Origin of the sequence: Chitinophaga pinensis DSM 2588, assembly GCF_000024005.1 — a bacterium.
GTDB lineage: Bacteria > Bacteroidota > Bacteroidia > Chitinophagales > Chitinophagaceae > Chitinophaga > Chitinophaga pinensis.
Genome location: NC_013132.1, coordinates 1,882,134 through 1,908,398, shown reverse-complemented (window position 1 = coordinate 1,908,398; position 26,265 = coordinate 1,882,134). Strand labels below are relative to the sequence as shown.

The 26,265-nt window shown below is 43.0% G+C and carries 26 protein-coding genes and 1 tRNA gene; 14 read left to right on the top strand and 13 right to left on the bottom strand.

What is annotated here, in order from left to right; all coding sequences use genetic code 11:
• Positions 1-18: 18 nt before the first annotated feature.
• Positions 19-702 (top strand): VIT1/CCC1 transporter family protein, encoded by a 684-nt coding sequence (locus CPIN_RS07860; protein WP_012789238.1) that lies wholly within the window; start codon positions 19-21, stop codon positions 700-702.
• On the opposite strand, the gene CPIN_RS07855 is transcribed toward CPIN_RS07860, so the two are convergent.
• On the bottom strand, positions 699-1,910 hold the full coding sequence (locus CPIN_RS07855; protein WP_012789237.1) for an ATP-binding protein: 1,212 nt from the start codon (positions 1,908-1,910) through the stop codon (positions 699-701). The two genes, CPIN_RS07860 and CPIN_RS07855, sit on opposite strands and share 4 nt — an antisense overlap.
• 104 nt (positions 1,911-2,014) lie before the next feature.
• Here CPIN_RS07855 and CPIN_RS38925 point away from each other — a divergent pair, with 104 nt between their 5' ends.
• The gene (locus CPIN_RS38925; protein ID WP_012789236.1) at positions 2,015-2,428 is read left to right on the top strand and encodes a hypothetical protein; all 414 of its coding nucleotides are present in this window, start codon (positions 2,015-2,017) and stop codon (positions 2,426-2,428) included.
• A gap of 255 nt (positions 2,429-2,683) precedes the next feature.
• Here CPIN_RS38925 and CPIN_RS07845 read toward each other — a convergent pair whose 3' ends face one another.
• From CPIN_RS07845 to CPIN_RS07835, 3 genes are read right to left on the bottom strand one after another with little or no spacing between them, the layout of a single operon-like run.
• Positions 2,684-3,025 carry a YegP family protein gene (locus CPIN_RS07845; RefSeq protein ID WP_012789234.1) on the bottom strand — a complete coding sequence of 114 codons (342 nt, stop codon included), beginning with the start codon at positions 3,023-3,025 and terminating at the stop codon, positions 2,684-2,686.
• 11 nt (positions 3,026-3,036) lie between these two features.
• Positions 3,037-4,122: an SUMF1/EgtB/PvdO family nonheme iron enzyme gene (locus tag CPIN_RS07840; protein WP_012789233.1), complete on the bottom strand. Its 1,086-nt coding sequence runs from the start codon at positions 4,120-4,122 to the stop codon at positions 3,037-3,039.
• 27 nt (positions 4,123-4,149) lie between these two features.
• Entirely contained in the window at positions 4,150-5,100 is a 951-nt protein-coding gene (locus CPIN_RS07835) for a caspase family protein (RefSeq protein ID WP_012789232.1), read from the bottom strand.
• A gap of 257 nt (positions 5,101-5,357) precedes the next feature.
• On the opposite strand from CPIN_RS07835, the gene CPIN_RS07830 reads away from it, so the two are divergent.
• The 4 genes from CPIN_RS07830 (at position 5,358) to CPIN_RS07810 (ending at position 8,506) form a co-directional block, all read left to right on the top strand.
• Positions 5,358-5,828 carry a hypothetical protein gene (locus tag CPIN_RS07830; protein ID WP_012789231.1) on the top strand — a complete coding sequence of 157 codons (471 nt, stop codon included), beginning with the start codon at positions 5,358-5,360 and terminating at the stop codon, positions 5,826-5,828.
• Between the two features lie 672 nt (positions 5,829-6,500).
• A complete protein-coding gene (locus tag CPIN_RS07820; protein WP_012789229.1) occupies positions 6,501-7,322 on the top strand; it encodes a sensor histidine kinase in 822 nt (273 codons plus the stop codon).
• Positions 7,319-7,987 (top strand): response regulator, encoded by a 669-nt coding sequence (locus CPIN_RS07815; RefSeq protein WP_012789228.1) that lies wholly within the window; start codon positions 7,319-7,321, stop codon positions 7,985-7,987. Before CPIN_RS07820 ends, CPIN_RS07815 begins: the two co-directional genes overlap by 4 nt.
• A gap of 51 nt (positions 7,988-8,038) precedes the next feature.
• Entirely contained in the window at positions 8,039-8,506 is a 468-nt protein-coding gene (locus tag CPIN_RS07810; RefSeq protein ID WP_044218120.1) for a DUF4265 domain-containing protein, read from the top strand.
• A gap of 217 nt (positions 8,507-8,723) precedes the next feature.
• On the opposite strand, the gene CPIN_RS07805 is transcribed toward CPIN_RS07810, so the two are convergent.
• Together CPIN_RS07805 and CPIN_RS07800 are read right to left on the bottom strand one after the other, a co-directional pair.
• Complete coding sequence (locus CPIN_RS07805; RefSeq protein WP_012789226.1) at positions 8,724-9,002, bottom strand: hypothetical protein; 279 nt, start codon at positions 9,000-9,002, stop codon at positions 8,724-8,726.
• A 32-nt stretch (positions 9,003-9,034) separates the two neighbouring features.
• Positions 9,035-10,240, bottom strand: coding sequence for a hypothetical protein (locus tag CPIN_RS07800; protein WP_012789225.1), 1,206 nt, complete (start codon positions 10,238-10,240; stop codon positions 9,035-9,037).
• Positions 10,241-10,610: 370 nt separating this feature from the next.
• Here CPIN_RS07800 and CPIN_RS07795 point away from each other — a divergent pair, with 370 nt between their 5' ends.
• From CPIN_RS07795 to CPIN_RS07775, 5 genes are all read left to right on the top strand, one after another.
• Positions 10,611-13,697: a SusC/RagA family TonB-linked outer membrane protein gene (locus tag CPIN_RS07795; protein ID WP_012789224.1), complete on the top strand. Its 3,087-nt coding sequence runs from the start codon at positions 10,611-10,613 to the stop codon at positions 13,695-13,697.
• 28 nt (positions 13,698-13,725) lie between these two features.
• Entirely contained in the window at positions 13,726-15,237 is a 1,512-nt protein-coding gene (locus tag CPIN_RS07790) for a RagB/SusD family nutrient uptake outer membrane protein (RefSeq protein WP_012789223.1), read from the top strand.
• Positions 15,238-15,371: 134 nt separating this feature from the next.
• Complete coding sequence (locus tag CPIN_RS07785; RefSeq protein ID WP_012789222.1) at positions 15,372-16,115, top strand: hypothetical protein; 744 nt, start codon at positions 15,372-15,374, stop codon at positions 16,113-16,115.
• A 35-nt stretch (positions 16,116-16,150) separates the two neighbouring features.
• A complete protein-coding gene (locus CPIN_RS07780) occupies positions 16,151-16,537 on the top strand; it encodes a ribosomal maturation YjgA family protein (RefSeq protein ID WP_012789221.1) in 387 nt (128 codons plus the stop codon).
• 214 nt (positions 16,538-16,751) lie between these two features.
• Positions 16,752-17,558: an ATP-grasp domain-containing protein gene (locus CPIN_RS07775; RefSeq protein WP_012789220.1), complete on the top strand. Its 807-nt coding sequence runs from the start codon at positions 16,752-16,754 to the stop codon at positions 17,556-17,558.
• On the opposite strand, the gene CPIN_RS07770 is transcribed toward CPIN_RS07775, so the two are convergent.
• On the bottom strand, positions 17,552-18,040 hold the full coding sequence (locus CPIN_RS07770) for a protein-tyrosine phosphatase family protein (protein ID WP_012789219.1): 489 nt from the start codon (positions 18,038-18,040) through the stop codon (positions 17,552-17,554). The two genes, CPIN_RS07775 and CPIN_RS07770, sit on opposite strands and share 7 nt — an antisense overlap.
• Positions 18,041-18,267: 227 nt before the next feature.
• On the opposite strand from CPIN_RS07770, the gene CPIN_RS07765 reads away from it, so the two are divergent.
• Entirely contained in the window at positions 18,268-19,425 is a 1,158-nt protein-coding gene (locus tag CPIN_RS07765; RefSeq protein ID WP_012789218.1) for a polysaccharide pyruvyl transferase family protein, read from the top strand.
• A 6-nt stretch (positions 19,426-19,431) separates the two neighbouring features.
• Here the strand turns inward: CPIN_RS07765 and CPIN_RS07760 are convergent, their stop codons facing one another.
• The 4 genes from CPIN_RS07760 to CPIN_RS07745 form a co-directional block, all read right to left on the bottom strand.
• Complete coding sequence (locus CPIN_RS07760; RefSeq protein ID WP_012789217.1) at positions 19,432-20,016, bottom strand: Crp/Fnr family transcriptional regulator; 585 nt, start codon at positions 20,014-20,016, stop codon at positions 19,432-19,434.
• A 168-nt stretch (positions 20,017-20,184) separates the two neighbouring features.
• A complete protein-coding gene (locus tag CPIN_RS07755) occupies positions 20,185-21,414 on the bottom strand; it encodes a fumarylacetoacetate hydrolase family protein (RefSeq protein ID WP_012789216.1) in 1,230 nt (409 codons plus the stop codon).
• Positions 21,415-21,437: 23 nt separating this feature from the next.
• Positions 21,438-22,388: a DUF6268 family outer membrane beta-barrel protein gene (locus tag CPIN_RS07750; protein ID WP_012789215.1), complete on the bottom strand. Its 951-nt coding sequence runs from the start codon at positions 22,386-22,388 to the stop codon at positions 21,438-21,440.
• Between the two features lie 136 nt (positions 22,389-22,524).
• Positions 22,525-22,875, bottom strand: a complete 351-nt coding sequence (locus tag CPIN_RS07745; RefSeq protein WP_012789214.1) for a hypothetical protein — start codon at positions 22,873-22,875, stop codon at positions 22,525-22,527.
• A gap of 256 nt (positions 22,876-23,131) precedes the next feature.
• On the opposite strand from CPIN_RS07745, the gene CPIN_RS07740 reads away from it, so the two are divergent.
• Both CPIN_RS07740 and CPIN_RS07735 read left to right on the top strand, forming a co-directional pair.
• Positions 23,132-23,506, top strand: coding sequence for a hypothetical protein (locus tag CPIN_RS07740; protein WP_012789213.1), 375 nt, complete (start codon positions 23,132-23,134; stop codon positions 23,504-23,506).
• A 24-nt stretch (positions 23,507-23,530) separates the two neighbouring features.
• Positions 23,531-23,869 carry a hypothetical protein gene (locus CPIN_RS07735; protein ID WP_012789212.1) on the top strand — a complete coding sequence of 113 codons (339 nt, stop codon included), beginning with the start codon at positions 23,531-23,533 and terminating at the stop codon, positions 23,867-23,869.
• Between the two features lie 70 nt (positions 23,870-23,939).
• Here the strand turns inward: CPIN_RS07735 and CPIN_RS07730 are convergent.
• Positions 23,940-24,013 (bottom strand) — tRNA-Met (locus CPIN_RS07730).
• A gap of 81 nt (positions 24,014-24,094) precedes the next feature.
• Positions 24,095-26,224, bottom strand: a complete 2,130-nt coding sequence (locus tag CPIN_RS07725; RefSeq protein WP_245552092.1) for an alpha-ketoacid dehydrogenase subunit alpha/beta — start codon at positions 26,222-26,224, stop codon at positions 24,095-24,097.
• Positions 26,225-26,265 lie beyond the last annotated feature (41 nt).

Sequence of the window (26,265 nt, the reverse complement as noted above, 5' to 3'; positions counted from 1 at the left end):
TTTAGCTAAAACAGACCTATGCACCAGGAATCACATGTGACTAGTTCCAATATTGTAAGGGATATCATCATTGGTATGTCTGACGGACTGACGGTGCCATTTGCGCTGACAGCGGGCCTGAGCGGCGTATTGGACACGAATCACCTGATCATTGTATCGGGGTTGTCAGAGATTGCGGCGGGATGTATTTCAATGGGCTTAGGAGGTTTTCTGGCAGGCCAGACGGAAATAGAGCATTATGATTCGGAGTTGAAACGAGAATATGAGGAGATCGAGAAAGTGCCTGAAACAGAGCGGAAAGAGGTAGAGGAGATCTTTATTGCAATGGGTGTAGACGAGGCGCTCAGCAAACAGGTGACTTTACAGATCAGCCAGGATAAAGACAAATGGGTCGATTTTATGATGCGCTTTGAGCTGGGTTTGGATAAGCCTGATAAAAACAGGGCATATCAGTCAGCTATCACCATTGCGCTCGCATATCTTACAGGCGGTTTAATACCACTGGCGCCTTATGTTATCATTGCTAATAACCAGCATGGATTTTACTGGTCCTGCGTTATCACTATTCTTGCCCTTATCGTATTCGGTTATTTCAAATCGAAAGTAACAGGGCAACCACTGCTGAAAGGTACGCTGAAAGTAGCCTTTACCGGCATCCTTGCAGCAGCGGCTGCTTATGCTATTGCTAAAATGATCAGTTAAGCTTCTGTTTCCTGGTTGACCAGCGCGAGCAGATCCTCTTTTTTACCGTTCTGCAAGAGGATATCTATCATACCGAGATATACACGTTGCTGCTCTTTATTTAAGCCCTGAAACAGTCTTGGTTCTGTGGCGAAGATGCCTTTCAGGAACTTTTTCAGTTCTCTTCTGTTGCCTGTATCAGGTAAAACCCCATTCTTTTCATAAATGTCCAGCAGTTTCACAGCTGCTTCTCCTTTTACAAAAGCCTTCTGTCTCAGTCTTACCAGTTCATGCAGATGGTTCATCACTTCGCGGAAGACATTATGCTGTCTGGTACGCTCAAACATATTCTCCGTTTGTTCTGCATCACGGGAATTGAAAGCGTCAAAATAGCGGGACTCCACATATACGCTATGGTAGAAGCCAATCGCATTGTTATTGAAAGAGGTCAGGTCTTTGAATACTTCTGACTGTCCGGAGTTCAGGAAATAGAAGAAAAACTTATCCCCTATCCTTTCGGACCATCTGACAAAAGTGATCCTGAAATAGTGTTCGTTCCCTTCTGCATCTTTCCTGGACAATACACCCGTATCGCTTTCTGCAATGGCGGCCTGATAATCCAGCGCTACGCCGTTGATACGGATCTGGTATTCTTTTTCCCTGTTCAGCATCAGGAACCAACCAAATTCACGGATCAGGAAGCTCTTAAATTCATCTGATTCAAAGGAAAATCCAGATACTTCAAACAGGTCGTAAAAGGTAACGGTGGTACCGGTTGCTTTCTTAACCGTTGTTTTCTTTCCATCAGGATCATAGAAGTCTTTTGCGTTGCGGCTGATGGTGATATCATATTCCATCATGCTGCCGGTTTTATCCTCTTTATAGACAGTATGCCATACCGCTTTCCCGCTGAATGCGGAGAATGAAAAGCGGCCACGACCTTTATTTCCTTTGATGAAGGAGGATGTTTTCTGAAAAGAGGCTTTTTTAATGGAGTCATTAAAATGGCCGAAAGTCTCTTTTAACAGATCATAGTCAATGCCGGAGCCATTGTCTGTTATGGATAAACTATGAATGGTATCGATTTCGTTGGATTCAAAATATATGTCTATCACAGAAGCAGCGGCGTCAAACCCGTTCCAGATATACTCTGCCACAGCTTCCATGTAGTCCTTCGGAAGACCGGAAGACTGGATTCCCGTATCCGTAACTGACACTTTTTCTTTCATTTGTAGCTATTTTGCATGCTATATAGTAATTCTTTCAGTAAATACAGAATTTTATTTAGCCATCAAATAACAGGAGTCCCGATCATTATACATTGAATTTGAATATGAATACGACAATACTTTACCGTCCGACCGGCATAAAGGAGTTAGCCCTGATTGCAGCTACAGATTTCAAACATTTCCCGCCGAGATTATCCTGGCAGCCAATATTTTACCCTGTGCTGAATCAGCCTTATGCAGAGCAGATTGCCCTGGAATGGAACACAAACGACGAAGCGTCCGGCTACTGTGGTATAGTAACACGGTTTGCTGTGGATGCTGCATTCCTGGAAAGATATGATATCCAGAATGTAGGAGACGGATCACATAATGAGTTATGGGTACCCGCAGAGGAGCTGGAAATGTTCAACCAGCATATTACAGGAAAGATTGAAGTGGTAAAGACATTTCTGGGGGAGCAATATACAGCACCGGAAGATGTACAACTGGCGGAACTGATCTTCTCCCTGTCGAAATAGTCATTATTTTTTAGCAGCCAGGATGTAATCAGCCATAAGCTCTATTTCTGCGGATGACATGACACCTTTCCAGATATCCACATTTTCATCCGCAAGTGCCATGTGATATAGGTTCAAATATTGCATTTTTAATGCAGAACTTAAAGGCATGTTTGAGTTATTAACATTGAAAAGGGATAAATAGGACCGGCAAAGTGTCACTGGCTGCTATGAAGATCTGACTTTGCCGGTTTTGCATTCTCACATTCACAAGTATCAGGTCAGATCATCAGTGGGTGCTTCCGGGGCATTTCGTCTTACGGCTTCAATGCCCTCGTCACGGCTATAGGCAGAGGGATAGGTCTCACTTCGACCGATAATTTCTCCGTTCTCAGCTTTTAGTACGAACGTGTAACTGTTGTTATCACTATTAAATCTTCGTTCGTACTGTTTATAATATGGAGCGTTTCTTTTTACGGAAGCGATGCTGTGTACAGCGGCATGTTTTGAGGTATAGCTTTCACTTCCCAGGATTTTCTCTCCATTGCCGGCTTTCAGGTTAAAGAAATAGTCATTCTTCCCGATACCGGAGAAAAGTTCAAATTTGGGATTCTTCATGTTGATGTAATTTATTGTTTATTCCAGGCTACCCTGAAACCGATGTCAGGGCACCTCTCTTCAGGATTTGCGATAATGCGGGTGCTGATCAGTAATTCGTTCTCCGGACTAATACGGCTACTGTAGGAACCTCCTTTGACAATTTTGAATCGATGTAAACTATCAGACCAATCAGCACACCATTCTGCGATATTACCTGTCATATCATACAGATTGAATGTATTCGGTTCCAGATATGCTACTGTCGCCGGCCTTTTCGTATTATAGATGGCTACTTTCTGCGCATTATTTCCGCCACTATATTTTTTCCCTAATCCGGCATCAGCTGCATATTCCCATTCCCTTTCTGTTGGAAGCCGGCCATTTTGGGCTTTACAAAAATCAACTGCTTCCTGCCAGGTGATATTGGCTATAGGAGCATCTCCTTTAAGTCCTGAAGCTTGAGGAGGAACTTGTTTTCCAACACTTTTACAATAGGTGCTATACTCGTCGATGGTTACTTCCGTATTACTGATATAAAAGGAATCTACACCTGGCCCGGCAATCAGCATCCGCTGCATATGTTTTACCGGAAACAGTTTCTTTATGAGGGCAGGGTTAAACAGCAGGTATAAACCGGATAGAACAGCCAGGCTGGAACTAATTCCGGCTGTTGTAATACCTGTTTTACGTTGCCTGGTCCTTCTTTGTCCTCTGATCTTTTCCTTTAGCATACGGGCGATGTGCTCCGGGTTATTTTTCCAGTCCTGATAAACAACATGCTTCGATATACCATCTATGGGGGTGTTATCAAGTCTCAGCTGAAGGATATGCGGCTCGCCCATTCTTGTTTTGGCAAGTGCGATCAGTTTTTCCAGTCCAGACCAGTACTTATTAACGAAGGTGGCGCTTGTTATCATCAGTACAAATCTGGCCTGCCGGCCATAAGCGTCTATTGTAAGATCAATAATATGACTGCCCCAACTACCAATTTCATTTTCTGCATAATAGTAATAACGAATACCTAGCTTCTTTAACGCTGCGGCAATCTGATCCGCCACATGTTTATCTTCCTCGGCAACCGAAATAGCTATGTCATATTTGAATAACCGAATCATGGTATATGGGATTTGAGGTTATCGATATTATATCCTGCCGTTTTTAATTAATGTCCAGTAGTAAGCTCCCAACCCTGTCAAACGACAGCTCTTATTCCGGACAGCAGCCCAATACAGATACTCCTCTCCTACAGGCTCCACCAACCCGATCAGCTGCATTCTACGCAGAATTTTAAACGTACTGATATTCTTTTCGTTGGGGGTATCTGTTGTGGTAGTGTATTCATAGCTGGGATCAAGCGGAAACTCTTTGTCGGCCTGAGGGAAATACTCCAATAGCAGTCTTAATTCAGCTTTGGACACTGTGGGCCTCACGCTGCGCAGGCTTACAGAACGGACAATATTCGCCTTAAATACAGGACGCTGGTACCAGCTCCCCAATGCTTTATCTATATAACTATAGATATTCCCCGGAGTTACTTCTCCATCTATATCTGCGGCGCCTCCTTTCAGGGCGTCGATCAGGAGGCCCGTGAATACGCCATGGCCATTACGTTCTACTGAAGTCTCTGAACTACGGCTAGACGCCAGGATGATCACACCTTGTTCCAGAAACGCCGCACTATTGGATATGACAGTGGGTGAGCCCATGGCCCCGGCATGGCAACAGTCCAGGATAACAATCTTATGTCTTGCCTTTGACAGCCCTGCTATTTTCAGTATTTCATCCATGGAAATACCAACATCATCGCGGGTAAAATCGGGGGTAACAATGTAGCCCTCACCCGACTCTGTCACATTACCATGACCGGAGAAATAAAACAGATTGATATCATCATCTCTGTCATTAAAGGTTTTGAGGATAACGGACTTCAGCTCTGCTTTTGTCTTTACTGTAGTAAAGAGCTTTACTTCAAAATTTGGCGAGCCATCTGCGTTTTTGTCCAATAGTTCTGCTACTGTATTTGCGTCATGGATACAGCCCTTGAGGCGGGCGCCGGGATAGTCATCAATTCCGACTACTAATGCTTTTCTCATGCGTGTGTTTTTTCATTGGGATTAGTCAGGGAATGTCCTTGGTCGACGGAGCAAAGATGAAACTACATTGCGGCGGAAAAAACCGGTATACGAGGGGAAAAATCCCCTTTTTACAAGTGGTCCCGGATAATTCCTCCGGGGAGATAGGATTTTTCCGGTATTTGATTTGGGTTGATTTTTTTTGATCATTCCGGTTATAGTTTCGCAGCGTAAACAGTTTACACCCCCATTTTTCACTACACCTAAAAATTCCGTTTATGCAACAACACCTTACCGTAAAACCACTACCATTCTTCTATGTAGGACAGAAAACCACTGCCGACAGGATCGCCAGATTCCAGAAACAGAAACATGCTGCATTAAGCCAGGCAGCAGGCAAGCCTGATACCAAATCTGTATGGTATTCGAAGGAGCATTTCACGAAACTCGTAGAAGAGATTGAGTTTGCCGGTGGAGACGGTATCAGGGTATATTTTGGTACCTATGAGGAGGGACATCAATTTGCCGGTCAGACCTGTCTGTTGTTTGTTACAACCAGAGAAAAACAGGTAGGCAACACCATTACACATGCGAATGTCATACTCGAGAAAGAACCTAATTATTCAGAACGGTCTTCTGTGGAAAAAGACGTGATCTTATTCCCCGGCGAAGATCCAGGAGAAGACATCAGGGACTTCAACATGGGCATCCCTTGTCCGCCGCGCTGTGACGAAGAGTTTTCTCAATAACATTACGTAATTTGAGTAAATGCAGCGATTCTTCAGCTACGAATACATGTATTTGTTACCTCTGTTGCTTAGTGCCATTCTAAGCCTGAAGACTTTCAGGCCTGGATGGCCTAAGCAATATAGGCTATTTGCTGTACTGATCTGGACCACACTATTGGCAGAAGCACTGGCAAATCTATGGATACATAAGTTGCACAACATGTTTGGGTGGAATTACTCCAGGAATAACTTATGGATCTATAACTTTTATTTCCTGATCCGTTTAGTTTTACTAGCGTCTATTTTTTATCAGATATTATACGAGCCCCGAACAAAAAAAATAGTTTATGCGGTAACTATAGGCTTAGTCGTGTTTGGTCTGGCAGACTATTTTATTATCCAGAGTCCCTTTCAGTACAATACTTATAGTGTGATTTCATGTCACGTAACATTGATAGCACTATGCCTCTGTTATTTCAGACAGCTGCTGCAGGCCCCCGGTATCATTGTTTTACACAAAGAGCCCATGATATGGATGACTCTGGGAACATTCCTATACCAATCTGCCTCACTTCCATTCCTGATCATGTTTGGCTTTTTGAATTTGCAGCACTCTCCCCTGGCACTGTCGCTCCTATTTATCAACGACATCTTCAATTTCATCATTTGCACCTGTTATTTAATCAGCTTTTTATGCAAACCTCAACATTCGCAACCTCTCTGACCATCATCATATCAACTCTGCTTGTTATGAGTCTCAGTGCGGCCGTTATTTATTTCCTGTTTCTTTATCAGAAGAAAAAATTCCGACATCAACAGGAACTGATTGAAATGCGGGAGGCATTTAACCATGTCTTACTTCAGTCAAAGCTTGCGATACAGGAGCAAACGCTTAACCATATATCAAAAGAGTTACACGCCAACTTTAGTCACCTGGTGTCCCTGATTAACATTAATCTTTCTGAAATATTGCCCAAAAGTCCGGCAGGACAAAGGGAGAATATCCTTGAAACAAAATCACTGGCTAAACAGCTTATGAGCGAACTAAAGGCGCTCAGTGCCAATCTCAATACCGATCATATCATTCATATAGGATTTGTACAGGCATTACAAAATGAGCTGAACAGACTTGCGAAGACCGGCAGATATGATGTCAGTATTACAAAAACCGGAGAAGAATACCGGATGCAGCCAGAGCATGAAATCATCCTCTTCCGCCTCTGTCAGGAGGTACTCAATAACGTAGTGAAATATGCGAGAGCATCCAAAGTAATTTCGAAACTCTCCTTTTCAAATGATAATTTCATTCTGACTATTGCCGACAATGGCGACGGATTTGACATTGATCAGGCGCTTCAGCAAAGCGGAGAAAAACAAAGCACCGGTTTGCTGAATATGCGTAAAAGAGCATCGCTTATTAATGCTGATCTGAATATTACAAGTCACAGCGGAGACGGCACTATCGTTACCATTAATATTCCCCATCCTCAAATACTAAAAACTTATGCTGTATGAAAAATGCCAGCAAAAAAATCAACATCGCCCTTGTAGATGACCATAACCTCTTCCGTAAAGGCCTGATCAAGCTCATTAATATGGGTGATCCTCAGCAGAAATATAATATTCTTTTTGAAGCTGAAAACGGGAACGACCTGAAGGATAAAATGATGCAACCGCCGTTTCCGGATATTATACTCATGGACATCGACATGCCGGATATGGATGGCTATGAAGCCGTCGACTGGTTACAACGTACGCACCCCAGCGTTAAAGTACTGGTAGTTTCTATGGTTGAGTCAGAAAATGCTATCCTGCGTATGTTACGCCTGGGCGTTAAGGGATACCTGTCCAAGGATATTGAAGTAGAAGACATGAACCGGGCGCTGGAAGCCATTGCCAGCAACGGGTTTTATTATTCAGAAATTGCGACTGAAGTACTGAATCAGAATCTTATGGGAAATATCAAGCCAAACCCAGCTTCCCTCTATTTATCAGAAAATGAACGGGAATTCCTGAAACTTGCTACAACGGAAATGACTTATCAGCAAATAGCGGATAAGATGAACCTGAGTCCGAAAACGATAGACGGCTACCGCGAAGCATTATTTCAGAAGCTGAATGTAAAGACTAGAGTGACCATGGCCCTGTATGCAGTGAAACACGGGATTGTGCAGCTGTAATACTATATGCATGCAATTACTTATTTTCACGGCACATTCAATTACTGCCAGATGGATGCTCCGAAATATGAATATAAAAAGATCCTGTTCCGCTTTTACAGCAACCTCCTGGAAGAATCAACGGTAGAAACCTTGTGGGCGCTGACGATAGATCCGGTAAAAGGCTATTACAAACTCGACAATATCCCTTTTTATGTGCCGGGACTGGCGTCGGATGATATCATTCTTGCAGAATATGATGAGGATGAACAGATGATGACGTACCGCGAGCTGGTTGAATGTTCCGGCAATTCAACGATACAGGTCATTGTACGTGATGCTGGTAAAGATGCAAGTTCGCTGAGGGCTGATTTTAAGAAAGCTGGTTGTCCGAGTGAAGGACTTAATGAACGTTATTTTGTAGTGGAAATACCTGTAGGCCTGGACTACGGACCTATCAGGAAACAGCTGGTGCAATTGCAGGAAGCAGGTATTATAGATTATGCAGAGGCTTGTCTCGCGGATGGACATCGATATTAGAAAAAAGGCTTTCAGATAATACCTGAAAGCCTTTTTTATTGGTTATATTTTTCATCTACAGTTCCGTTATATACGCTATTTCCCGCGCTTATACGCAAGACCGGCTCTCTGTTCAATATGAAATGATTGTAGATTATGGTTGGGGTAAAATGAATACCTTGCGCGTATAGCATACCGCGACCTACTAATAGTACGATCAGGAGAACAATATACAGCCCTAAAAGCTACGGACAGCCATTATTATAGTCACCACCAACAGGATGATGCCTCCCAGCAGGAAAACTCTGTTACCATGCGCATCCTGGATCAGCAACACAAGGTTTAGAATGAGTGCATACAAACCAATGCCAATTGCGGCATATAGCTTTGTCAGGTCGTAGGAACCGCCGCCAATGCCATCACCGGCATCTATTCTGTCTCTGAGGAAAAACACATACAACAGTATCAGAAATGGTAACGCCAGTAATATAGTTTTGAATATCTGGGTAGACTTCATGAAAATGAATTAAATGATTCTTAAAATGATGGTTAGGGGCACAATGGTAATATGCCGGTTTGTTTCCAGATAGTTAATACTTCTGCTTCCACGCCACATTCTGTGAGGATCTCTTCAAATTCTTCATCACCATGCCCTTCTATAGACCAATCAACAGCATAGGCGGCAAAAGTATCAGTAACCTGCAATTTACCAAAGAGTCTGTTTTTTGTCAGCAGAAAAGCTGCCTTTCTGATCATATCCGTCCCAATACCCAGGTGATCATCATCTTCCATGAGTCCTTCCAACTGGGCCCATAGCCTTTCAATAGGCTTGATACTCATATCTACTGACTCATTATAATTTATGTCAATGAACACCATCTCCTTTTTTGCTACTTTTTCTGCTACGTATCTTTCAGATCGGCAAGTTAGATAGGGCACATAGTTATCGCCAAGCCGATAACCTAGTTCCAGGAAAGCAAGTGGTAATTCAATTTGACTCACAGTCAGCCTTTCTGCAATCTCTTTCGCCAGCGCTGCTGCTACTTCCTCTACCAGTTGTTCAGGGCTCACATTGTCCGGACGTCTGCAATAAATGAGACGGTCATATCCATCATTAAATCTCCGGATTGTATCCAGTACCTGCATGTCATCGTATGCGTATTCATCGTGGGAGGTATATTGCCCACTACCCGGAAAAAAATTTATGCTGGATGCCCGTTTTATTTTTCCGGTTACATCGTGTTCAAAATCTGTAATTTCTATGATAAAAGAATGGTCGTCATTTCTCATTGTTTTTATGATATCTTCTTTAGATAACCATCCATACCCACTTCCTCCACCGTTAGCACTAATACTTTGATAAGCCACTTTTTTTCCGTCTTTGAATTCCATCCGGGAAATCAAAGACGGAACTCCTGTATTCAGGCAGTATTCTATATACTCAATGCATGTCTCTTCGTAGATATAGACGCCTTCCCAAGCAATCTTGTTATGTACATGTTTAAATGTTGTATAACAGGGAAGCCCATTCGTATTGAAGCCATATTCGTGCAATGAACTGTCATCAATGCCCTCTTTGTCCAGCTGTAAAGGTCCGTCGGCAGGGAAAGAATGCCAGTCAAATTTTCTCAGGTCATAGCGACTACCTTCTGCATATCTTGTTTCTACCACATTCCTTTTATTTGACAGCAGCTCTTCCTTGCGATCGAAAGTCTGCTCCCATCGTTGTATCAGTTCTGCTAGTTTTGGTTCCATCTACTTAAAATACGACTAATTATAACGGGATTATTCATTTTATAAAATTCCCTATCAAGATAAGATCTCAAAAAATCAACAAAAAGAATACTCTACTCTTTTGGTAGACTAATTTTTTATTCTATTTTTGCTTCCCGAATCAGACTGGTATAATAAAGACAAGAATCTAGACATTATGAGAAGACCAACTGTACTCTTATCAGCTTTATTCTGTTCAAAACCCTTATCTATAAGCATAAGCTGTTATTGTAGTATTTCCTGATTTATGTAAATAATGAGTTTAACCATGCCAGCTGTCCCACCCGCAGCTGACGGATATCTTATTGCCTGAAAGGCAATGTATTCTTCCATTTTCTTAATTAAAACACGCATGTTCAAAAGAAATGTAACACTCGTGCTTGCGCTGCTTTTTAGCACGGCGCTTTTTGCGCAGCAAACACAAATACGGGGGCAGGTGCTCGCTGCTGAAAATAGGCAGCCTTTGCCGGGAGTGACAGTAAAAATTAATCGTACTACATTAGGTACTACTACAGATCAGGGAGGACATTTCCAACTGACAGTCCCTTCCAGCAAAACCGTTATATCAGTATCCTCTATTGGCAGAGAAACAACAGAAACAGAGGTACGCAACGGAGATCAAAATATTGTAATCCTGCTTAAACCTGCTAACACGACACTTGGTGAAGTAGTAGCGGTGGCCTATACGAATGTAAAACGTTCCGGATACCCGGGAGCTGTAGCAACTGTAAGCTCTGACAAAATCAATAACCGCCTTACCCCCAACGTTACCAACGCATTGCAGGGATTAGTGACCGGTTTGCAGACGACTTCTTCTAATGGTCAGCCGGGCAATAGTTCTACCATCCGCATACGTGGCGTTGGTTCTATTAATGCCTCCAGTGCGCCTCTGTTTGTAGTAGATGGCGCTCCTTATGATGGAGATATCAATGCTATCAACGGCGCTGATATAGAATCTATCAGTGTATTGAAAGACGCAACTGCCGCTAACCTGTACGGTTCGCGTGCCGCTAATGGCGTAATTATCATCACTACCAAGCAGGGTAAAAAAGGTGAGTCCGCCGTGAATATCAACTTCAACCAGGGATGGAGCAGCCGTGCAGTAAAAGACTATGATAAACTTAACACTGATCAGTACTTTGAACTCTACTGGGAAGCATTACGCAATAAACAGCTTACCAATGGTCAATCTGCTGCTCAGGCAGCCGCAACCGCCAGTGCACGCGTAGTTTCTGATCTGGGTATCAATCCTTTTGGTCCTACTTTCCCTCAGCCTGTTGGTACGGATGGAAAGATCGTAGCGGGTGCGCATCCTTTATGGAACGACGACTGGGAAAAAGGTATACAGCAATCCGGAAAATATACACAGGCACAGCTTAGTTTCAGCGGCGGTAGTGATAAATCCACTTATTATGTAAGTGGTGGTTATGTTAATAACGAAGGTGCTTATATGGGTTCCGGTTTCAAACGTTATAACTTCAAAAGTAATATCACCTTACAGGCAAAATCCTGGTTAAAGACAGGATTGAATCTGAGTGGATCCAGCGCTGCGCAGGATTATCCGGCGTCATCTGACTCACGTACAGATAACGTCGTATTGTTTGGCAGGACTGTTCCAGGCTTCTATCCTATTTACCAGCGGAATCCTGATGGCACCTATCTGTTGGATGCCAGTGGCCAGAAGCTATTTGACTATGGCGCTTATCGCCCCTCTGCAGCACTGGCCCGCGAAAATCTGATCGGGTCTTTGCCGCTGGATAAAAACAGGAATACCAATGAGAACCTGTCTGCCAGAACATTTGTGGAAGCAGCTCTTACAAAGGCACTACATATCAAGACCAGTTACAACGTTGACTATGTAAATACCAACGCCCTGTTTTACACCAACCCGCTGGTAGGCGGCGACGCAGAAATAGGCGGTGCTATCAGTAAAAGCAATGGCAGAAGGTTAAGTTATACATGGAACAACATCCTGACCTATGATGCAGATCTTTTGGGCGGACATCACCTCAATCTCCTGGCTGGTCATGAATACTATTATTTCAATTCCAGTTCACAGAGTGGTAGTCGTCAGAAATTTGCCTTACCTGATTTGTACGAACCAGCTGCAGCCTCTCAGTTAAATGACTTTACCGGTGTTTCTGATAACTATGCGAAACTGAGTTTCTTTGGTCAGGGACAATATAACTACCTGAACAAATACTATTTAACCGCCTCTGTAAGAAGAGATGGATCTTCCCGCTTCTCTCCTGATTCCCGTTGGGGAACATTCTGGTCGACAGGTGCTTCCTGGCGTTTGTCAGAAGAGCAATTTCTTCGTTCTGTAAGCTGCTTGAATACCCTCACCTTGAAGGGTAGCTATGGTGCATCTGGTAATGACAATTTAAGCACATACTATGCGTATCTCGCTTTATTCGATATCAAGAATAACCTGGGTAACGGGGGTGTTATCACATCCAGACTGGCTACTCCGGGTCTGAAATGGGAAAGTAATCTGAATCTGAATATTGGTCTGGATTACGCATTATTTGACAATCGTCTGTATGGTAATATCAACTACTATAACAGAACCAGTAAGGACCTCCTCTATGCAAAACCAATGGCTTCTTCAACAGGTTTCAGCTCTATCAGCGCTAACATCGGAGCGTTGCGCAATACCGGTCTGGAACTGGAACTGAATGTCATACCTATCCAAACCCGCGATTTCAAATGGAATATCGGACTGAATGTAGCGCATAACAAGAATAAGATCACTGAGCTGCCACAGAAGGAAATCATCAGTGGTACTAAAAAGCTGACGGTAGGAAGTTCTATCTATGAGTTCTATCTGCGTGAATGGGCGGGTGTAGATGCAAAGACGGGTAATCCGCTCTGGTATCAGACGGACGCCGAAGGCAAGAAAGTGACTACCACTAATTATGCTTCCGCTACGCAATATTATGCAGGTTCTGCATTGCCTGATGTTACAGGTGGTATTACCAACAGCTTCAATTATAAAAACTTTGATCTGTCTTTCCTCCTGTCTTATAGCATAGGCGGTAAAGTACTGGACCTGGATTATGTATCTCTGCTGAGTGGCGCTACCAGTCCAGGCCGTAACTGGTCAACAGAATTACTGGAACGCTGGACGCCGGAACATACCAACACGGATGTTCCGCGTTTTACCACGGATAACCTGAACTGGACCTCTACCTCTACCCGTTTCCTCTACAGCGCTACTTATGCCCGTCTTAAAACGGTATCCCTCGGATATTCGCTGCCAAACAGGTTATTGTCCCGAATTGGTATTAAGAGCGCTAAAGTATATGGTCTGGGTGAAAACCTCCTGACCTTCTATGGTCACAAAGGCATGGATCCGGAGCAGTCTATAGATGGTACCACTTACTATCAGTATCCTGCGATGAAAACATTCTCAGTAGGTATACAGGTGGGACTTTAATACGTAACGTTTTTAATATTGAATGAACATGCAATCAATCAGATTTTACACATATACAGTAGCGCTGCTCTTAGGATTATCAGCCTGCAACAAACAACTGGATACCGCTCCTTCCAATGCGGTATCAGAAGATATCGTACTGAAAAATGTAGCCAACCTTACCACCATCTCAGAAGGTACCTGGGCGGCTATGATGGATGATTTTTATGGCGGCACCTACAGTAATCCCGGTTTTAAGACCATTGCGCTTACCAGCGATGCCATGGCTAATGACGTAGCACTGATCACTACCAAGTATGGTTTTCCTACAGCATATCGTTTCACACAGATGAATGATAAGACACAGTCACGTGTGACAGCTATATGGGGTCAACTATACAAGATCATCAACAACAGCAATATTATCATTGCGAATGTGGACAGAGTTGAAGGAGATCTGACCAGTAAAAAGGTTCTCAAGGGACAGGCACTCGCATTGAGGGCACATACTTATCTGACAATCGCTTCATTTTACCAGTATTCTTATCTGAAAGACTCAACGGCGAAAACAGCCCCTGTTTATACCACACCGACGACGGCGAGTACACAGGGTAACCCTAAAGCCTCTCTCAAAGAGATCTATGAAGTGATCTTTGCAGACTTGCAACAGGCAAGAGAACTACTGGCAGGTTATGATCGTCCGGCGAAATACAAGATCAATGTTGACGTGGTAAATGGTTTACTGGCACGTGCTTACCTGAATACCGGCAGATGGGCATTTGCGGCGGCAGCGGCTAATGAGGCATTGCAAAACTATCCATTGATGGCGCCATCTGAATACAGTAAAGGCTTTAACGACGCCGGCAATTCCGAGTGGATCTGGGGACATTCTGAAATACCTAGTCAGAGTGATGGTAGTTACAGTTTCCACTTCCTGGACGTATCATCTGCCTCTTCTTATTACTACAGTTATATGGCTGATCCATTCTTCGGAGAATTATTCGAAACAGGCGACATCCGTAAAACGCTGTTTTCCTGGGACGGTTCAGCTGCCGCCAGAGAGGGATACCTGCAATATAAGAAGTTCAAATTCAAGGCCGATCAGACCGCAGACCTGGTCCTCATGAGAAGCGCAGAAGCCTTGCTGATCAAAGCAGAAGGTTATGCCCGTGCTGGTAGTATTCCGGAGGGTATTACTGCTTTGAACCAGCTTCGCACTGCCAGAGGCGCCAAATTGTTTGATGCTAACGGCGCCACAGCAGAGAACCTGATCAAAGAAATCCTGATAGAGAGAAGAAAAGAACTGTGGGGCGAAGGTTTTGGTTTATCTGATATTATCCGTACCCAGCAGGCAGTGGCGCGCAAACCTTATGTAGATGCCAATGGCAATGATATCAAGGTAACAGTTGTAAAACCTGATGGTACTACCAAAGAAGTACCAGCCAGGTATCATACAGCGCTGACCTTCTCAGATGGGACAGCTTTTGCGGCCAACAGCCCTTACTATATATTCGTGATCCCACAGGGTGAAGAGCAGAACAATCCTAATCTCAACAAATAGTCACTGACATTACTTACAGAAGAAGGTCCGGGTATCTACCCGGACCTTCTTCGTTTTATATCGTTGCAGAACTACTCCCCTTTCCTTATCTTCCCTGATAATATTTCAGATCACTCACCAAACTCATGCAAACCATGCAGGACATACACAATGAAGTAACGCAATTACGCCGTCAGATGGCTTTTTTCAGGGTATATGCCATTGTTACTTCTGTATTCATACTGGCTTTTATAGGTTATGGTTTCCGGAAATCAGCGCAGGATGACATTATCAAAAGTCTACGCGCAGAAAAGATTGAAATTGTGGAGCCGGATGGCACTGTTAAACTTTCCTTGTTCAATAAGGAGAACCTTCCGCCTGCGGTGGTGAATGGCAAAAAGATGAGTCGTCAGGGTGGTGATGAGGCAGGACTGATGTTTTACAATACTGAAGGAGAAGAGTGTGGCGGTCTGGTATATAATGGAAAAGGGAAAAATGGGAAAGGCCAGAATGAGCTTAGTATTACGTTTGATAAATACAAACAGGATCAGGTGGTGCAGTTGTCTTACATTCAACGGGAAAGCGGCGATGACACAAAAGGGCTGACTGTTTTTGAGCGTCCTTCATTTCCTGTTGATCAGACGATGGCTACACTTGATTCTATCCGGAGTAAAGTCAAAGGCGAACAGGAACAGCAACAGGTCATCAATAAACTAAAAGCGGATGGATATTTTGGCTATACGCGGATGTTTGCTGGTCAACAAGGTCAACGAACAGGTGTTTTTGTACGTGACACCAAAGGTCGTATCAGGTTGGAGATGATCGTAAATGAGAAGAACGAACCTGAAATACTGTTTTACAATGAGAAAGGTGAGATCCATAAAAAAATTAATTATTAAAGCTGCTATACTTCTGAAGTATTATCTTAGTTCCTATGAGTTTTCGTTTTAGTATGCCATACCTGTTATTGGCTATTCTTATTTTCGCTGTAGAAGTGCTGATCGCCTTATATGTACACGACGATTTAATCCGTCCTTATTTTGGAGATGTACTGGTCGTTGTTTTGATTTATTGTTTTGTTCGCAGTTTTATCCAGGCGCCTGTAGTACCTGTTGCATTGGGGGTACTGATATTCTCTTACCTGGTGGAGATGTTACAGTATTTCAAAGTGGTGAAGCTATTGGGGCTGCAGCACTCCAGGGCGGCGAATATCATTATCGGGAATTATTTTACCTGGGCGGATATTATATGTTATACGATAGGAATTGGGGGAACTATACTGGCGGAGAAGCTAATAGCGTTAAAAAGAAGTAATGTGTAGCAGAAATAGCTACATATTTTTATTGTCCAGGGGAACAATTTGATATTAATTTTGAGCTGGCAGTGCGGACACGCGTCGAGGTGATTCGTCACTTTGCAGATTCCGGTACATTGGTGTTTGGCTATTACATGCCCTGGCCAGGGTTTGGTAAAGTTGTGCGAAAAGGAAATGAGTTTAGCTGGGTCCCTGTCTTATCTTAGCAGATATTATACTTATGAAGCAGTTCGAAAACATACAATGGGTTGTGCAACGCAACCTTACAAGCCTATCTGATTTTGAAGGAATGCAAAGCGCATGTGCCAGATTAGGCGTTCCCTTTAATGCGATAGATATTATCCCTTTTACATCGACCTTGCCTCCGTTTGATAAAACACGTCGTTCTATTATCTACGGCTCTACCACATTTAATGCGATCGCCGCGAATGACCCCGTATTAAGAGAAGGAGTTTTCTTTGATGAGCAACAATTTTCTATAGAAAACTACATCAAACATTGGGGTCGGCACATGCTCAACTACGAAGCAAAGATCACCACGTTCCGGTCGCTTATTGAGAATAGAGAATACCCTGAAGACAAATTGTTATTTATTCGTCCGAATGACGACAATAAAGCATTTGCGGGAGAGCTTAAACAGTATAACCAGATCCGCGATTGGTTCTCACAGCTTTCAAAAATCGAGAATAGCTCATTGTCATCGGAGAGCAAAATTGTCGTATCTGAACCCTATAATATTCAATATGAATGGCGGCTGTGGATTGTTAACAAAAAGGTAGTCGCTGCGTCAAAATACCGGCAATATTTTAAGCTGAAGAAGGAAGCGGGTTGTCCTGATGGGGTGGTTGATTTTGCAATGGACCGTTGTGCAGAGTATACACCGCATGATATATTTGTAATGGATATATGTCTTTGCGGTGATGCCTATTACATCGTAGAGTGTGGATGTATGAATGGAGCAGGATTTTATCACGCGAATATTGAAGATATTATCCGCAATGTGTCTGAATATTTTACTTATCAATAAGGATGGGTTTCCATACCTATCAGCCAGCTCACCTGTTCCTGAGTGTCTGGTACTTTAAGGCCGCGTACCTCACTGATCTGAGTTAATACAGCACTGGCTTTATATCCCTTTGAGACAAGGACAGCGCCCGCTATAATAGCTGACCTTCCTATGCCCATCCGGCAATGAATAACAATTTTAGCCCCTTCCTCAAGGTGCTTTAATAATGTCTGAATCAGACCTCGGGCGTTTACAGGAACATCCCTGTCTTTAATCGGAAACCGGAGGAATCCGATACCATATTGCAGACAGTATACCTCTTCCTTTCTTAGGTCTAACTCTCCGACCTCATCGTTTTCAAGGAGAGAAACAATTAGTGTAACGTTCTGTCGCTTAAAATGGCTGATTTCATCCTCCAGCCAATCTCCACCGCGCGGACGAGGCATAATGCCAATCCGGGCATTTTTTTCGAAGGACTGTATCCAGTAAATTTTCGTGGGCATAATAACTTTGAGAGGATCTAAGTGCTAAAAATATAATATTACAACTGATTATTGTATATTTAGTAATACCAGATAGCATATTGACCTATTATACGACACCCACTGTTTTTAAATAAAGGTTTGTTCCTGGACTTGCCGAGTACTTGCTAATCATCAGCCCAAACACAATAAAAATATTTATACTTTATAATACATGTGACTCAATAAAACTTGTTAGTTAAATCTCTATGAATAGCATTAAAACAAAAATTGCCATGATCGGTATGTACGGTGGATATTACCGTGGTGACTATAATCCCGGTTGTATTATGATCTGTCTGAAAACCCGTCAAGAGCTGAAAAAACGAATTGAAAACTGCGAAATAGACATTTTTGCCATTGATGTTAAAACCAAAAGCAAGGGAATCGTCAAGGAGCATAAAGATGGTCTGGACATCAATTTTTTCCCTGCCGGGGAGGGAATAGCCCTGCTGGAATCGGTTCTTTCTCAATATGATGCACTGGTGATAGGTGGGGATGTGATATGGAGTGAGGACTATGAAAAAGATGGTAAAATATTCTTCCTGGATTCAGCTTCTTTTTTAACCACGAAAAAGCCAGTGGTGTTATTTAACTGCGTACATAGATTCGAACCGGTAAAGACAAAAGAGCATTTATTTTATAATATAGAGAAGCGATCCAAATACATTGCAGTAAGGACAGAATTCTTCAGAAACGAATTGCATAAAACAGGAATTGATAAGGTGAAAGCTATTCCTGATCCAGTGCTGGATCTTGAGTTAAAAAAAGTAGAGAAAAAAGCAAGAACAAAACCATTGATAGGTATCTCTGTTTCTCTCAAATTGTGCGATCCGCTTATTGCCATACTAAAGAACACCAATCTGTCTCAATTTGATATTTGTTTTTATGCCTACAGTCGTCAATATGATAATCATGTCACAGTGATGAAAATGAGAAGTGTTTTTGGTGATCAATTCTCTTACGTTTTAGATTATAAAGATCCTGTAGATACCTTTGAAATGATCGCTGGTTTTGATATATCAGTCAGTGATACTTATCATGGAACGATTTCCGCGATTATTCAGCATGTACCGTTTGTCTGTATTAATACAGAGCCGCTTATCAGTTCACGGATTACTTACTTATTGAAACCGTTTGGGTTGGAAAATCAGATTGTTTCTGCTTATCCGGAGACTGGCGAAAGCGATGCGGAAATGGGGAACAGATGTTTTCAGGAATTTAACAGGTTAATTAATAATCCTCCAAGCGTCGAAAGCGAGCAATTGAGAGATGTTAAGGAAATTATTCAACAACATTTTGATGATATGGCGAATGTGATTAAAGAAAGCGCGGGGCAGTTGACGAATGTATCTGTAATGGGATGATGTATGTCATCCTTTCTTCTTTCTTAAGCGACTAAGATGCTCGGGGGTTAGTCCCAGATAGGATGCGATATAATATTGTGGCACCTGTTGAATGATTTGCGGATAGGTGTTTATAAAGTCACGATATTGTTCTTCATGAGAGGTTGCGATAATCTTTTTTCTTTTCTCTTCTGCGCTACAAAATACTCTTTCAATGATCAATCTTCCGAAACGTTCCCAAATCTTGTATTTATCATATAGGTCATTAATATCTTCCTTTCTCAGGATCAGGAGTTCAAGATCTGTCAGTGCCTCCAGGTTTTGTTTAGAAGGAACCCGTAATATAAAACTCTGGTAATCGCTGGTAAATTGGTTTTCGCATACAAAGTCGGCAGTTACTTCTTTTTCATGCTGATAGGAATATTCCCTTAAAACACCCGTATTCACAAAGGCGATGAAATTACAAATCTGGCCTTCTCGTAGCAACAGCTCTTTCTTTTTTAATGTTTTAAGTTCCACAATTTGCGCGAAAGCATTCCATTCCTCCGGATCAGGCTGCACTATTTTTCTTATAAATGCTTCTATGTGTATGAGCGATTGAGGATCTATCATATGACTGCTGTGTTTTCGTAAACGGTTCAGTTAAACAGAAGGAATTTCAACCCAGGAGTGTCTAAAAGCGCTTTGTAATATAACTTAAAAATGCAACAAACTATAAATATCAATGTGTTGGATAGCCTTGCAAAGCTACTCAACACATTGATATTTACTGATCGGCCATCACTCTTTCACACTTGTCTTTATTGATCCTAAAAAACTAATTGAACTTTGCACCTGGTCTCCTGGTTTGAGATAACGGGGATTTGTCATTTCTTTTTTCAGGTACTGCCGCAAAATGTATGGGTGCATTTTAGCCGTAAAAAATCCACCCGTGAATATATATTTTGTAACAGTGCCAAAAATGAAGCCCTTTGCAGGAGCGTTAAAGACAACGCCGGAAGGCGTTCCGGTGATGATAATACTATTAGCAGGAATACAATCACCGTCGAACAAGCTGACCATTTTATCCTGATAAAAACTTTTCTTCTCTCTTCTTACCGCCAATGAATGCTCAATGATCCTATCGATGTTCCAAACCATATCTTTAGCCGCACCATCCTGCCGTAGGTTACCATTCACAGAAAGTTGCAGTCTCAATTCCTGTACGAATGCCCGCCAGTCTCTGGGAATAACCATGTAAGGACCCGTCGGCAAAAATCCTTTTTTACTTTTAGCATCCGGGAAGCCTTTCCCTCCGGTTACGTTTTTGCTATCCATTTTCCGCATAAGTGTGGCTCTGTCAGTGAAGTCATTCACTACTAAAAATCCGATCAGTGTGTGGTCGAGGTCTGCAACAGCACAAACATCTGACGGAAACACAATACCGAGTTCCACCTCATGATCCAGGAGCCAGCCGCTGGTATAGTTTAACTGATGGATCGCCGGATCCGTGTCTACATACTTGGGAAACATAAAAGGTCTTACCTGACCAGTTTCCTTTCCATGTTCCGCATAATTGATCCCGATAGCTAAGTGTTTATCTCCAGCTACACTAGGTAGCAGCTCTTCATATTTTACGACATGTCTTTCTGAAGAGGTTTGAATAAGTTGTACGATCTCGTCAAATTTCATATTTCTTATCACATCAAATGAATGATCGTCATATCGTTTTAATGCGACACTAAGATCCACCCCTGTTACACTTTCCCCATCATCCTCCAGCACAGCAAGCGTATGCACCTGTCCATCCTGATAAAACCGACTGATGGTAAGGGCATCTTCCGGTGATTTTATTATCAGAGAATGCTTTCTGCTGCTACCTATCTGAGCGATCGTATCAATGAAATGCTCAGTCACATACCGGACTCTTTTTATGGGTTCCAAAGTTGGTAGTAAGCGGGAATAAACAGGATAAATATCCAATAATGTCAAAATACAGCCAATTGCCAAACCAATGATTATTCTAGTCATGCCAGTGATTTTATGAATGAATACTATCTTCTACCGGGAACAATTCTATAACTCAATCCTATTTTAAAAGAAAGACCACTGGCTACTTCCGGATTGATCGGATCTTTCCGGTCACCCATTTCGTAGAAATCGATAAAACCATCTGCTTTATCATTTTTGTTATAGATTTCCATGTTCCGGATAAGGGTATAGGCTGCCGTAGCGCGAACTGCCCATTTAGGAGATACGTAATATTCAGCGAAGAAGCCAGGGTTCACTGTATTGTATTCGAAGTAGCGCTGCTGGTTTTTCAGACGGTATGTCGACTGCTGCACGAACAAATTAAAACCGGTATTTACCTTTTCATTCACCGCGTAACTCACCGTTGTACTATGGGGAAGATCACCAAATATCCGCCACTTATCATTGACTTTCCAGTCCATTCCAACCAATACGACATACTGTGGCCCATAGAACTGCCTACGGTAGCCAAGAATGCCCCTCCAGGTCAGGTTATCGCTTACTTTCCAGCTTCCTCTTACCACAGCACCAAAGTTAACATCGGCGCCCTTTACGTCTTTATAATCACTGTTCATCGTTGGCGTCAACAGGAACGTGAGGTTAAAACTCCTGGTAACCATTGTACTATAGCCTAATGTGGGAGAAATACTATACACTCTTTTGACTTCAAAATCGGGATGTGTGCCTGAAAAATTGAAGGCTTCCAGGTTCCCACCCACCAGCAGGTATTTAGACTTGTTGGGGGTGAGAAAAATAGGGACTGTAGTCGCTACTTTAAAATTGCTTCCGGTGAATTTCTGATCGCCATGCGGCGTTTCGATCTTCATCGGCATGTGTTCATAACTGATGTTAACGCCTTCGATGTATCCCTGGCTGAAACCGGTTACAGGTAGAAATGCGGATAGTAACATTATAATTGCAAAAAGGATAGCAGGTGGTGCATCCTGTATTGATGTTCGATTAGTTAGTTTCATACTGTTGATAGTTTTGTTTTGTCAATGTCCTGTATGGAATGAGACAAAACTATCTACAGCAGGTGTGGGAGTCATTGATATTTATCAATATCGGAGAATACGAGATAGGGTTAACAGCAGACTGGGCACTCTGGTGCTATTTTAACCAGACGTCATCCTCCGTCCAGTCCCGGAAAAGAATATTCTTTGCGCAAGCTCTAAAACCAAAACGTCCGCCAGCACCTGCAATAAAAAGTAGCGCCTCTTCAAAGTCTTTTATTTCATCACGGCTTAATCTCAGCGAAAGATCAAAGGCATAGGAACTTCCATCATCTATCCGCAGCGATACCAGATTATCGTTAGCCCCATGATCGATAAAACCGACTACTTCCTTGAGCTCCAAAACACGTCGCTCAGCAATGTCATGCCTGTGCTGAAAAATGACGATCAGGTTATTACCTAGAAAAATCTTCGAACGTACATTGTAATCTTCTAAATCAACTTGCATAGCGATATTGTTTCTCTTATGATGAAAATGCATCAGGTGCAAATGAGGCTTACTAACAGGTCTTAATAAAAGATGATAGTAATCTAATTAGAAGATCAAATATACATTAATATAAAAAGTCGGCACTATTCATAAAGACGATTGACATGTACCGAGAAGCGACGGATTATCTAACATTTACTATCTTTAAGCTTCCTTATTACCTGACATTACATTCGTTAAAACCCATCAAACAAGACAGAAGAAAGGAAAATATATGGATACCCAAAGAGATAAAAGCAAAATAATAACCTATCCACCAGAGACTTTAAGAACTTTTACTGTGGAAGCTTATCAATGGATAGACAACCTGAATTTCACTATTCATCCAGAAGAGTGTTTGAAAAATGCGGAGGAATATATCCGTATAGCAAAAGAGATGTTTCTGGATGCAGGATGGGATGGCGACGGAGCGATAGAATTGATGTGGATACCTCCTTTTATGTTGCGGAGTAGCCCAACGGCGGAGCTTACCCTTGGCGTTACTATATGGCATGTCAAGCAATTAGAAGATGGTGTATCCTGGCTTTTATCTCCTAATAAAATTGCCCAGTTCACGCTGGTCCGGAATCATGTTTCCGTTGATGAATAATTAGAAAAGACGAAAGCAAATTATATGAATAGCCAAAGAGATAAAACTAAAATAATCAATTACCCACCAGAGACATTGAGAACTTTTCACGTGAATGCGTACGAGTGGATAGATAATCTGAACTTCACTATTAGTCCGGAAGAGTGTTTGGAAAATGCGGAGGAGTATGTCAATATCGCAAAGGAGATATTTTTGGATGCGGGTTGGGATGGAGATGGGAAAATAGAACTCATGTGGACCCCTCCTTTTTTGCTCCATAACATGTTGACAGAAGAGTTGACAAAGGGACTTACTATCTGGCATGTTAAACAAAGGGAAGATGGCATCTCCTGGTTGTTGTCGCCAATACAGCTGCCTTATTAGCTATGTAGCGGATTAATTTCAGCGCAACAAAAAGGCTTCCAGCAATACTGAAAGCCTTTTTTAATCCTTGTAGCGAGAAAGGGAGTTGAACCCTTGACCTCAGGGTTATGAATCCTGCGCTCTAACCGCCTGAGCTACCTCGCCGTTTTTTCCGTTGTCTTATCTCAAAACGGGAGTGCAAAGATAATGGACAATTTCAAAAAACCAAAGAAAACTTTATAATATTTAATAAGACAATAACTCCTTAATTGCAGCCGCCACCTTTTCAGGATTCGGTAACATCGCATTTTCAAGGATGGTATTAATCGGAATGGCAGGCAGGTCGAGGGCGCCAAGGGTAAATACCGGTGCATCGAGCGACTTGAAACAAACACGTTGTACACGTCCGGCCAATGCCTGTGCAAAGGAATTGTTGAGTTGTTCTTCTGTCAGGATCAGGCATTTTCCATGCTTTTGCACCGTGCTGTACACCAGTTCTTCATCTAATGGGAAGAGTGTGCGCAGATCGATGATCTCTACCTGTCCGGGGAATTGTGTAGCGGCAGCCTGTGCCCAGTATACGCCCATTCCGTAGGTGATGATACAGATGGTATCGCCTTTTTTGACGTCGCGGGGATGGGCTTGCTGTACGACTCTTCCTTTACCCAATGGGATAACATAATCGGTGTCCGGTTCGATGGTGATAGCGCCCTGCGTGCCGGGGACTTTACTCCAGTACAGTCCTTTGTGTTCCAGCATGACAACCGGATTGGGATCCAGGAAGGCTGCTTTCATGAGACCTTTCATATCGGCAGCATTAGACGGATATACGACTTTGATGCCTTTGATAGTCAGTAAGGTAGATTCCACGCTACCGGAATGGTAAGGTCCTCCTCCACCGTAGGCGCCGATAGGCACACGTACGAGTGTCTGCACGGGGAACTTTCCATTGCTCAGGTAACAGGATTTGGAGATTTCTGTGACCAGCTGATTGAAACCTGGGTACAGATAGTCAGCAAACTGGATCTCTACTATAGGTTTGACACCTACAGCTGAAAGGCCGGCGGTCGAACCAACGATATAGGCTTCCTGGATGGCGGTATTGTATACCCTGTTATCGCCGAATTTCTCAGCCAATGTAGCTGCTTCGCGGAATACGCCACCGAGACGGCGACCTACGTCCTGACCGAAAAATACGGCTTCAGGATATTGTTGTAAAATTTCTTCTACTGCGTGCAGCGCAGCATCCACCATCATTACTTTGTTACCGTTGGCGGGTAGTCTCTCTCCTTTTTCAAAGGTTACTGCTGCCGGGGCAAAAACGTGATCTGCTACAGTATCAGCGGTTGGCTCGAAAGCCTCTGTTGCCCTGTCAAATTCGAGACTGATATATTTGGGGGTGTCTGACTCTATCGCCAAAAGATCTTTTTCCTCCACTCCTATCTCCAGCAGTCGCTGGCGCAGCAATGGCAAGGGGTCTTTTTCTGCATGTAATGCCAGGTCATCGTCTGTGCGGTACCATTCTTTACGCACACCGGAGGTATGGTGACCTAATAAAGGGACACAGGCGTGTACCAGCATGGGTTTGCGCTCTTGTCTTACATAGCTGATAGCAGCGCCTATTGCATGGTAGCATTCTTCGAAGTTGCTGCCATCGACACGCATGCGTTCCATGCCTTTAAAACCGGCTGCATATTCGTAGGCATCCATGACACGGGTTTCTTCCGAACTGGCGGAAATCCCCCATTCATTGTCCTGTACAAGGTAGATGACAGGCAACTCCCATAACACAGCGCTTTGCCATGCTTCGCTGACTTCTCCTTCCGTTACGCTGCCATCTCCCAGCGAACAAAGTACAACTGGTAATTCTCCTTTCGGACCTGTCTTCAGCAGCGGCGAACCTGTTTTTTCCAGGTACCGGATACCCTGCGCCATGCCTGTTGCCGGAATGACCTGCATACCCGTAGCACTGCTCTGATGTGGAATAACAGGCTTGTCCGGGTCCAGACTGCTGGGGTGCGAATAATAAGAACGACCTGCAGATGCCGGATCATCCCGTTTTGCCAGCAGCTGTAGCATCAGCTCATAAGGCGTGAATCCCATGGCCAGCAACATACTGTCGTCCCGGTAATAAGGACTGGCATAATCCCATGGCTGCAATTGCATACCAGTAGCGATCTGAATCGCCTCATGCCCGCGGGAAGTGGAATGTACATATTTGCAGATATTGCGGTTCGCTTCATAGATAGCCGCCATATGGGCTGCCTGCTGCATGAAGCGGTATGCTTTCAATAGTGTTACCTGTTTGCCGGAAGACCGCTCCTTACCGGGAACAGCAGCTTTAAAAGTTGGTACACTTGTACTATCTTTAAACACGTAAGGATTGTTTTGGATGTTAAACTAAATTAGTTGCTAAT

Coding starts and splice junctions, on each gene's coding strand:
- CPIN_RS07860 (WP_012789238.1), top strand. CDS start 19: ATGCACCAGGAATCACATGTGACTAGTTCCAATATTGTAAGGGATATC.
- CPIN_RS07855 (WP_012789237.1), bottom strand. CDS start 1,910: ATGAAAGAAAAAGTGTCAGTTACGGATACGGGAATCCAGTCTTCCGGT.
- CPIN_RS38925 (WP_012789236.1), top strand. CDS start 2,015: ATGAATACGACAATACTTTACCGTCCGACCGGCATAAAGGAGTTAGCC.
- CPIN_RS07845 (WP_012789234.1), bottom strand. CDS start 3,025: ATGAAGAATCCCAAATTTGAACTTTTCTCCGGTATCGGGAAGAATGAC.
- CPIN_RS07840 (WP_012789233.1), bottom strand. CDS start 4,122: ATGATTCGGTTATTCAAATATGACATAGCTATTTCGGTTGCCGAGGAA.
- CPIN_RS07835 (WP_012789232.1), bottom strand. CDS start 5,100: ATGAGAAAAGCATTAGTAGTCGGAATTGATGACTATCCCGGCGCCCGC.
- CPIN_RS07830 (WP_012789231.1), top strand. CDS start 5,358: ATGCAACAACACCTTACCGTAAAACCACTACCATTCTTCTATGTAGGA.
- CPIN_RS07820 (WP_012789229.1), top strand. CDS start 6,501: ATGCAAACCTCAACATTCGCAACCTCTCTGACCATCATCATATCAACT.
- CPIN_RS07815 (WP_012789228.1), top strand. CDS start 7,319: ATGAAAAATGCCAGCAAAAAAATCAACATCGCCCTTGTAGATGACCAT.
- CPIN_RS07810 (WP_044218120.1), top strand. CDS start 8,039: ATGGATGCTCCGAAATATGAATATAAAAAGATCCTGTTCCGCTTTTAC.
- CPIN_RS07805 (WP_012789226.1), bottom strand. CDS start 9,002: ATGAAGTCTACCCAGATATTCAAAACTATATTACTGGCGTTACCATTT.
- CPIN_RS07800 (WP_012789225.1), bottom strand. CDS start 10,240: ATGGAACCAAAACTAGCAGAACTGATACAACGATGGGAGCAGACTTTC.
- CPIN_RS07795 (WP_012789224.1), top strand. CDS start 10,611: ATGTTCAAAAGAAATGTAACACTCGTGCTTGCGCTGCTTTTTAGCACG.
- CPIN_RS07790 (WP_012789223.1), top strand. CDS start 13,726: ATGCAATCAATCAGATTTTACACATATACAGTAGCGCTGCTCTTAGGA.
- CPIN_RS07785 (WP_012789222.1), top strand. CDS start 15,372: ATGCAGGACATACACAATGAAGTAACGCAATTACGCCGTCAGATGGCT.
- CPIN_RS07780 (WP_012789221.1), top strand. CDS start 16,151: ATGAGTTTTCGTTTTAGTATGCCATACCTGTTATTGGCTATTCTTATT.
- CPIN_RS07775 (WP_012789220.1), top strand. CDS start 16,752: ATGAAGCAGTTCGAAAACATACAATGGGTTGTGCAACGCAACCTTACA.
- CPIN_RS07770 (WP_012789219.1), bottom strand. CDS start 18,040: ATGCCCACGAAAATTTACTGGATACAGTCCTTCGAAAAAAATGCCCGG.
- CPIN_RS07765 (WP_012789218.1), top strand. CDS start 18,268: ATGAATAGCATTAAAACAAAAATTGCCATGATCGGTATGTACGGTGGA.
- CPIN_RS07760 (WP_012789217.1), bottom strand. CDS start 20,016: ATGATAGATCCTCAATCGCTCATACACATAGAAGCATTTATAAGAAAA.
- CPIN_RS07755 (WP_012789216.1), bottom strand. CDS start 21,414: ATGACTAGAATAATCATTGGTTTGGCAATTGGCTGTATTTTGACATTA.
- CPIN_RS07750 (WP_012789215.1), bottom strand. CDS start 22,388: ATGAAACTAACTAATCGAACATCAATACAGGATGCACCACCTGCTATC.
- CPIN_RS07745 (WP_012789214.1), bottom strand. CDS start 22,875: ATGCAAGTTGATTTAGAAGATTACAATGTACGTTCGAAGATTTTTCTA.
- CPIN_RS07740 (WP_012789213.1), top strand. CDS start 23,132: ATGGATACCCAAAGAGATAAAAGCAAAATAATAACCTATCCACCAGAG.
- CPIN_RS07735 (WP_012789212.1), top strand. CDS start 23,531: ATGAATAGCCAAAGAGATAAAACTAAAATAATCAATTACCCACCAGAG.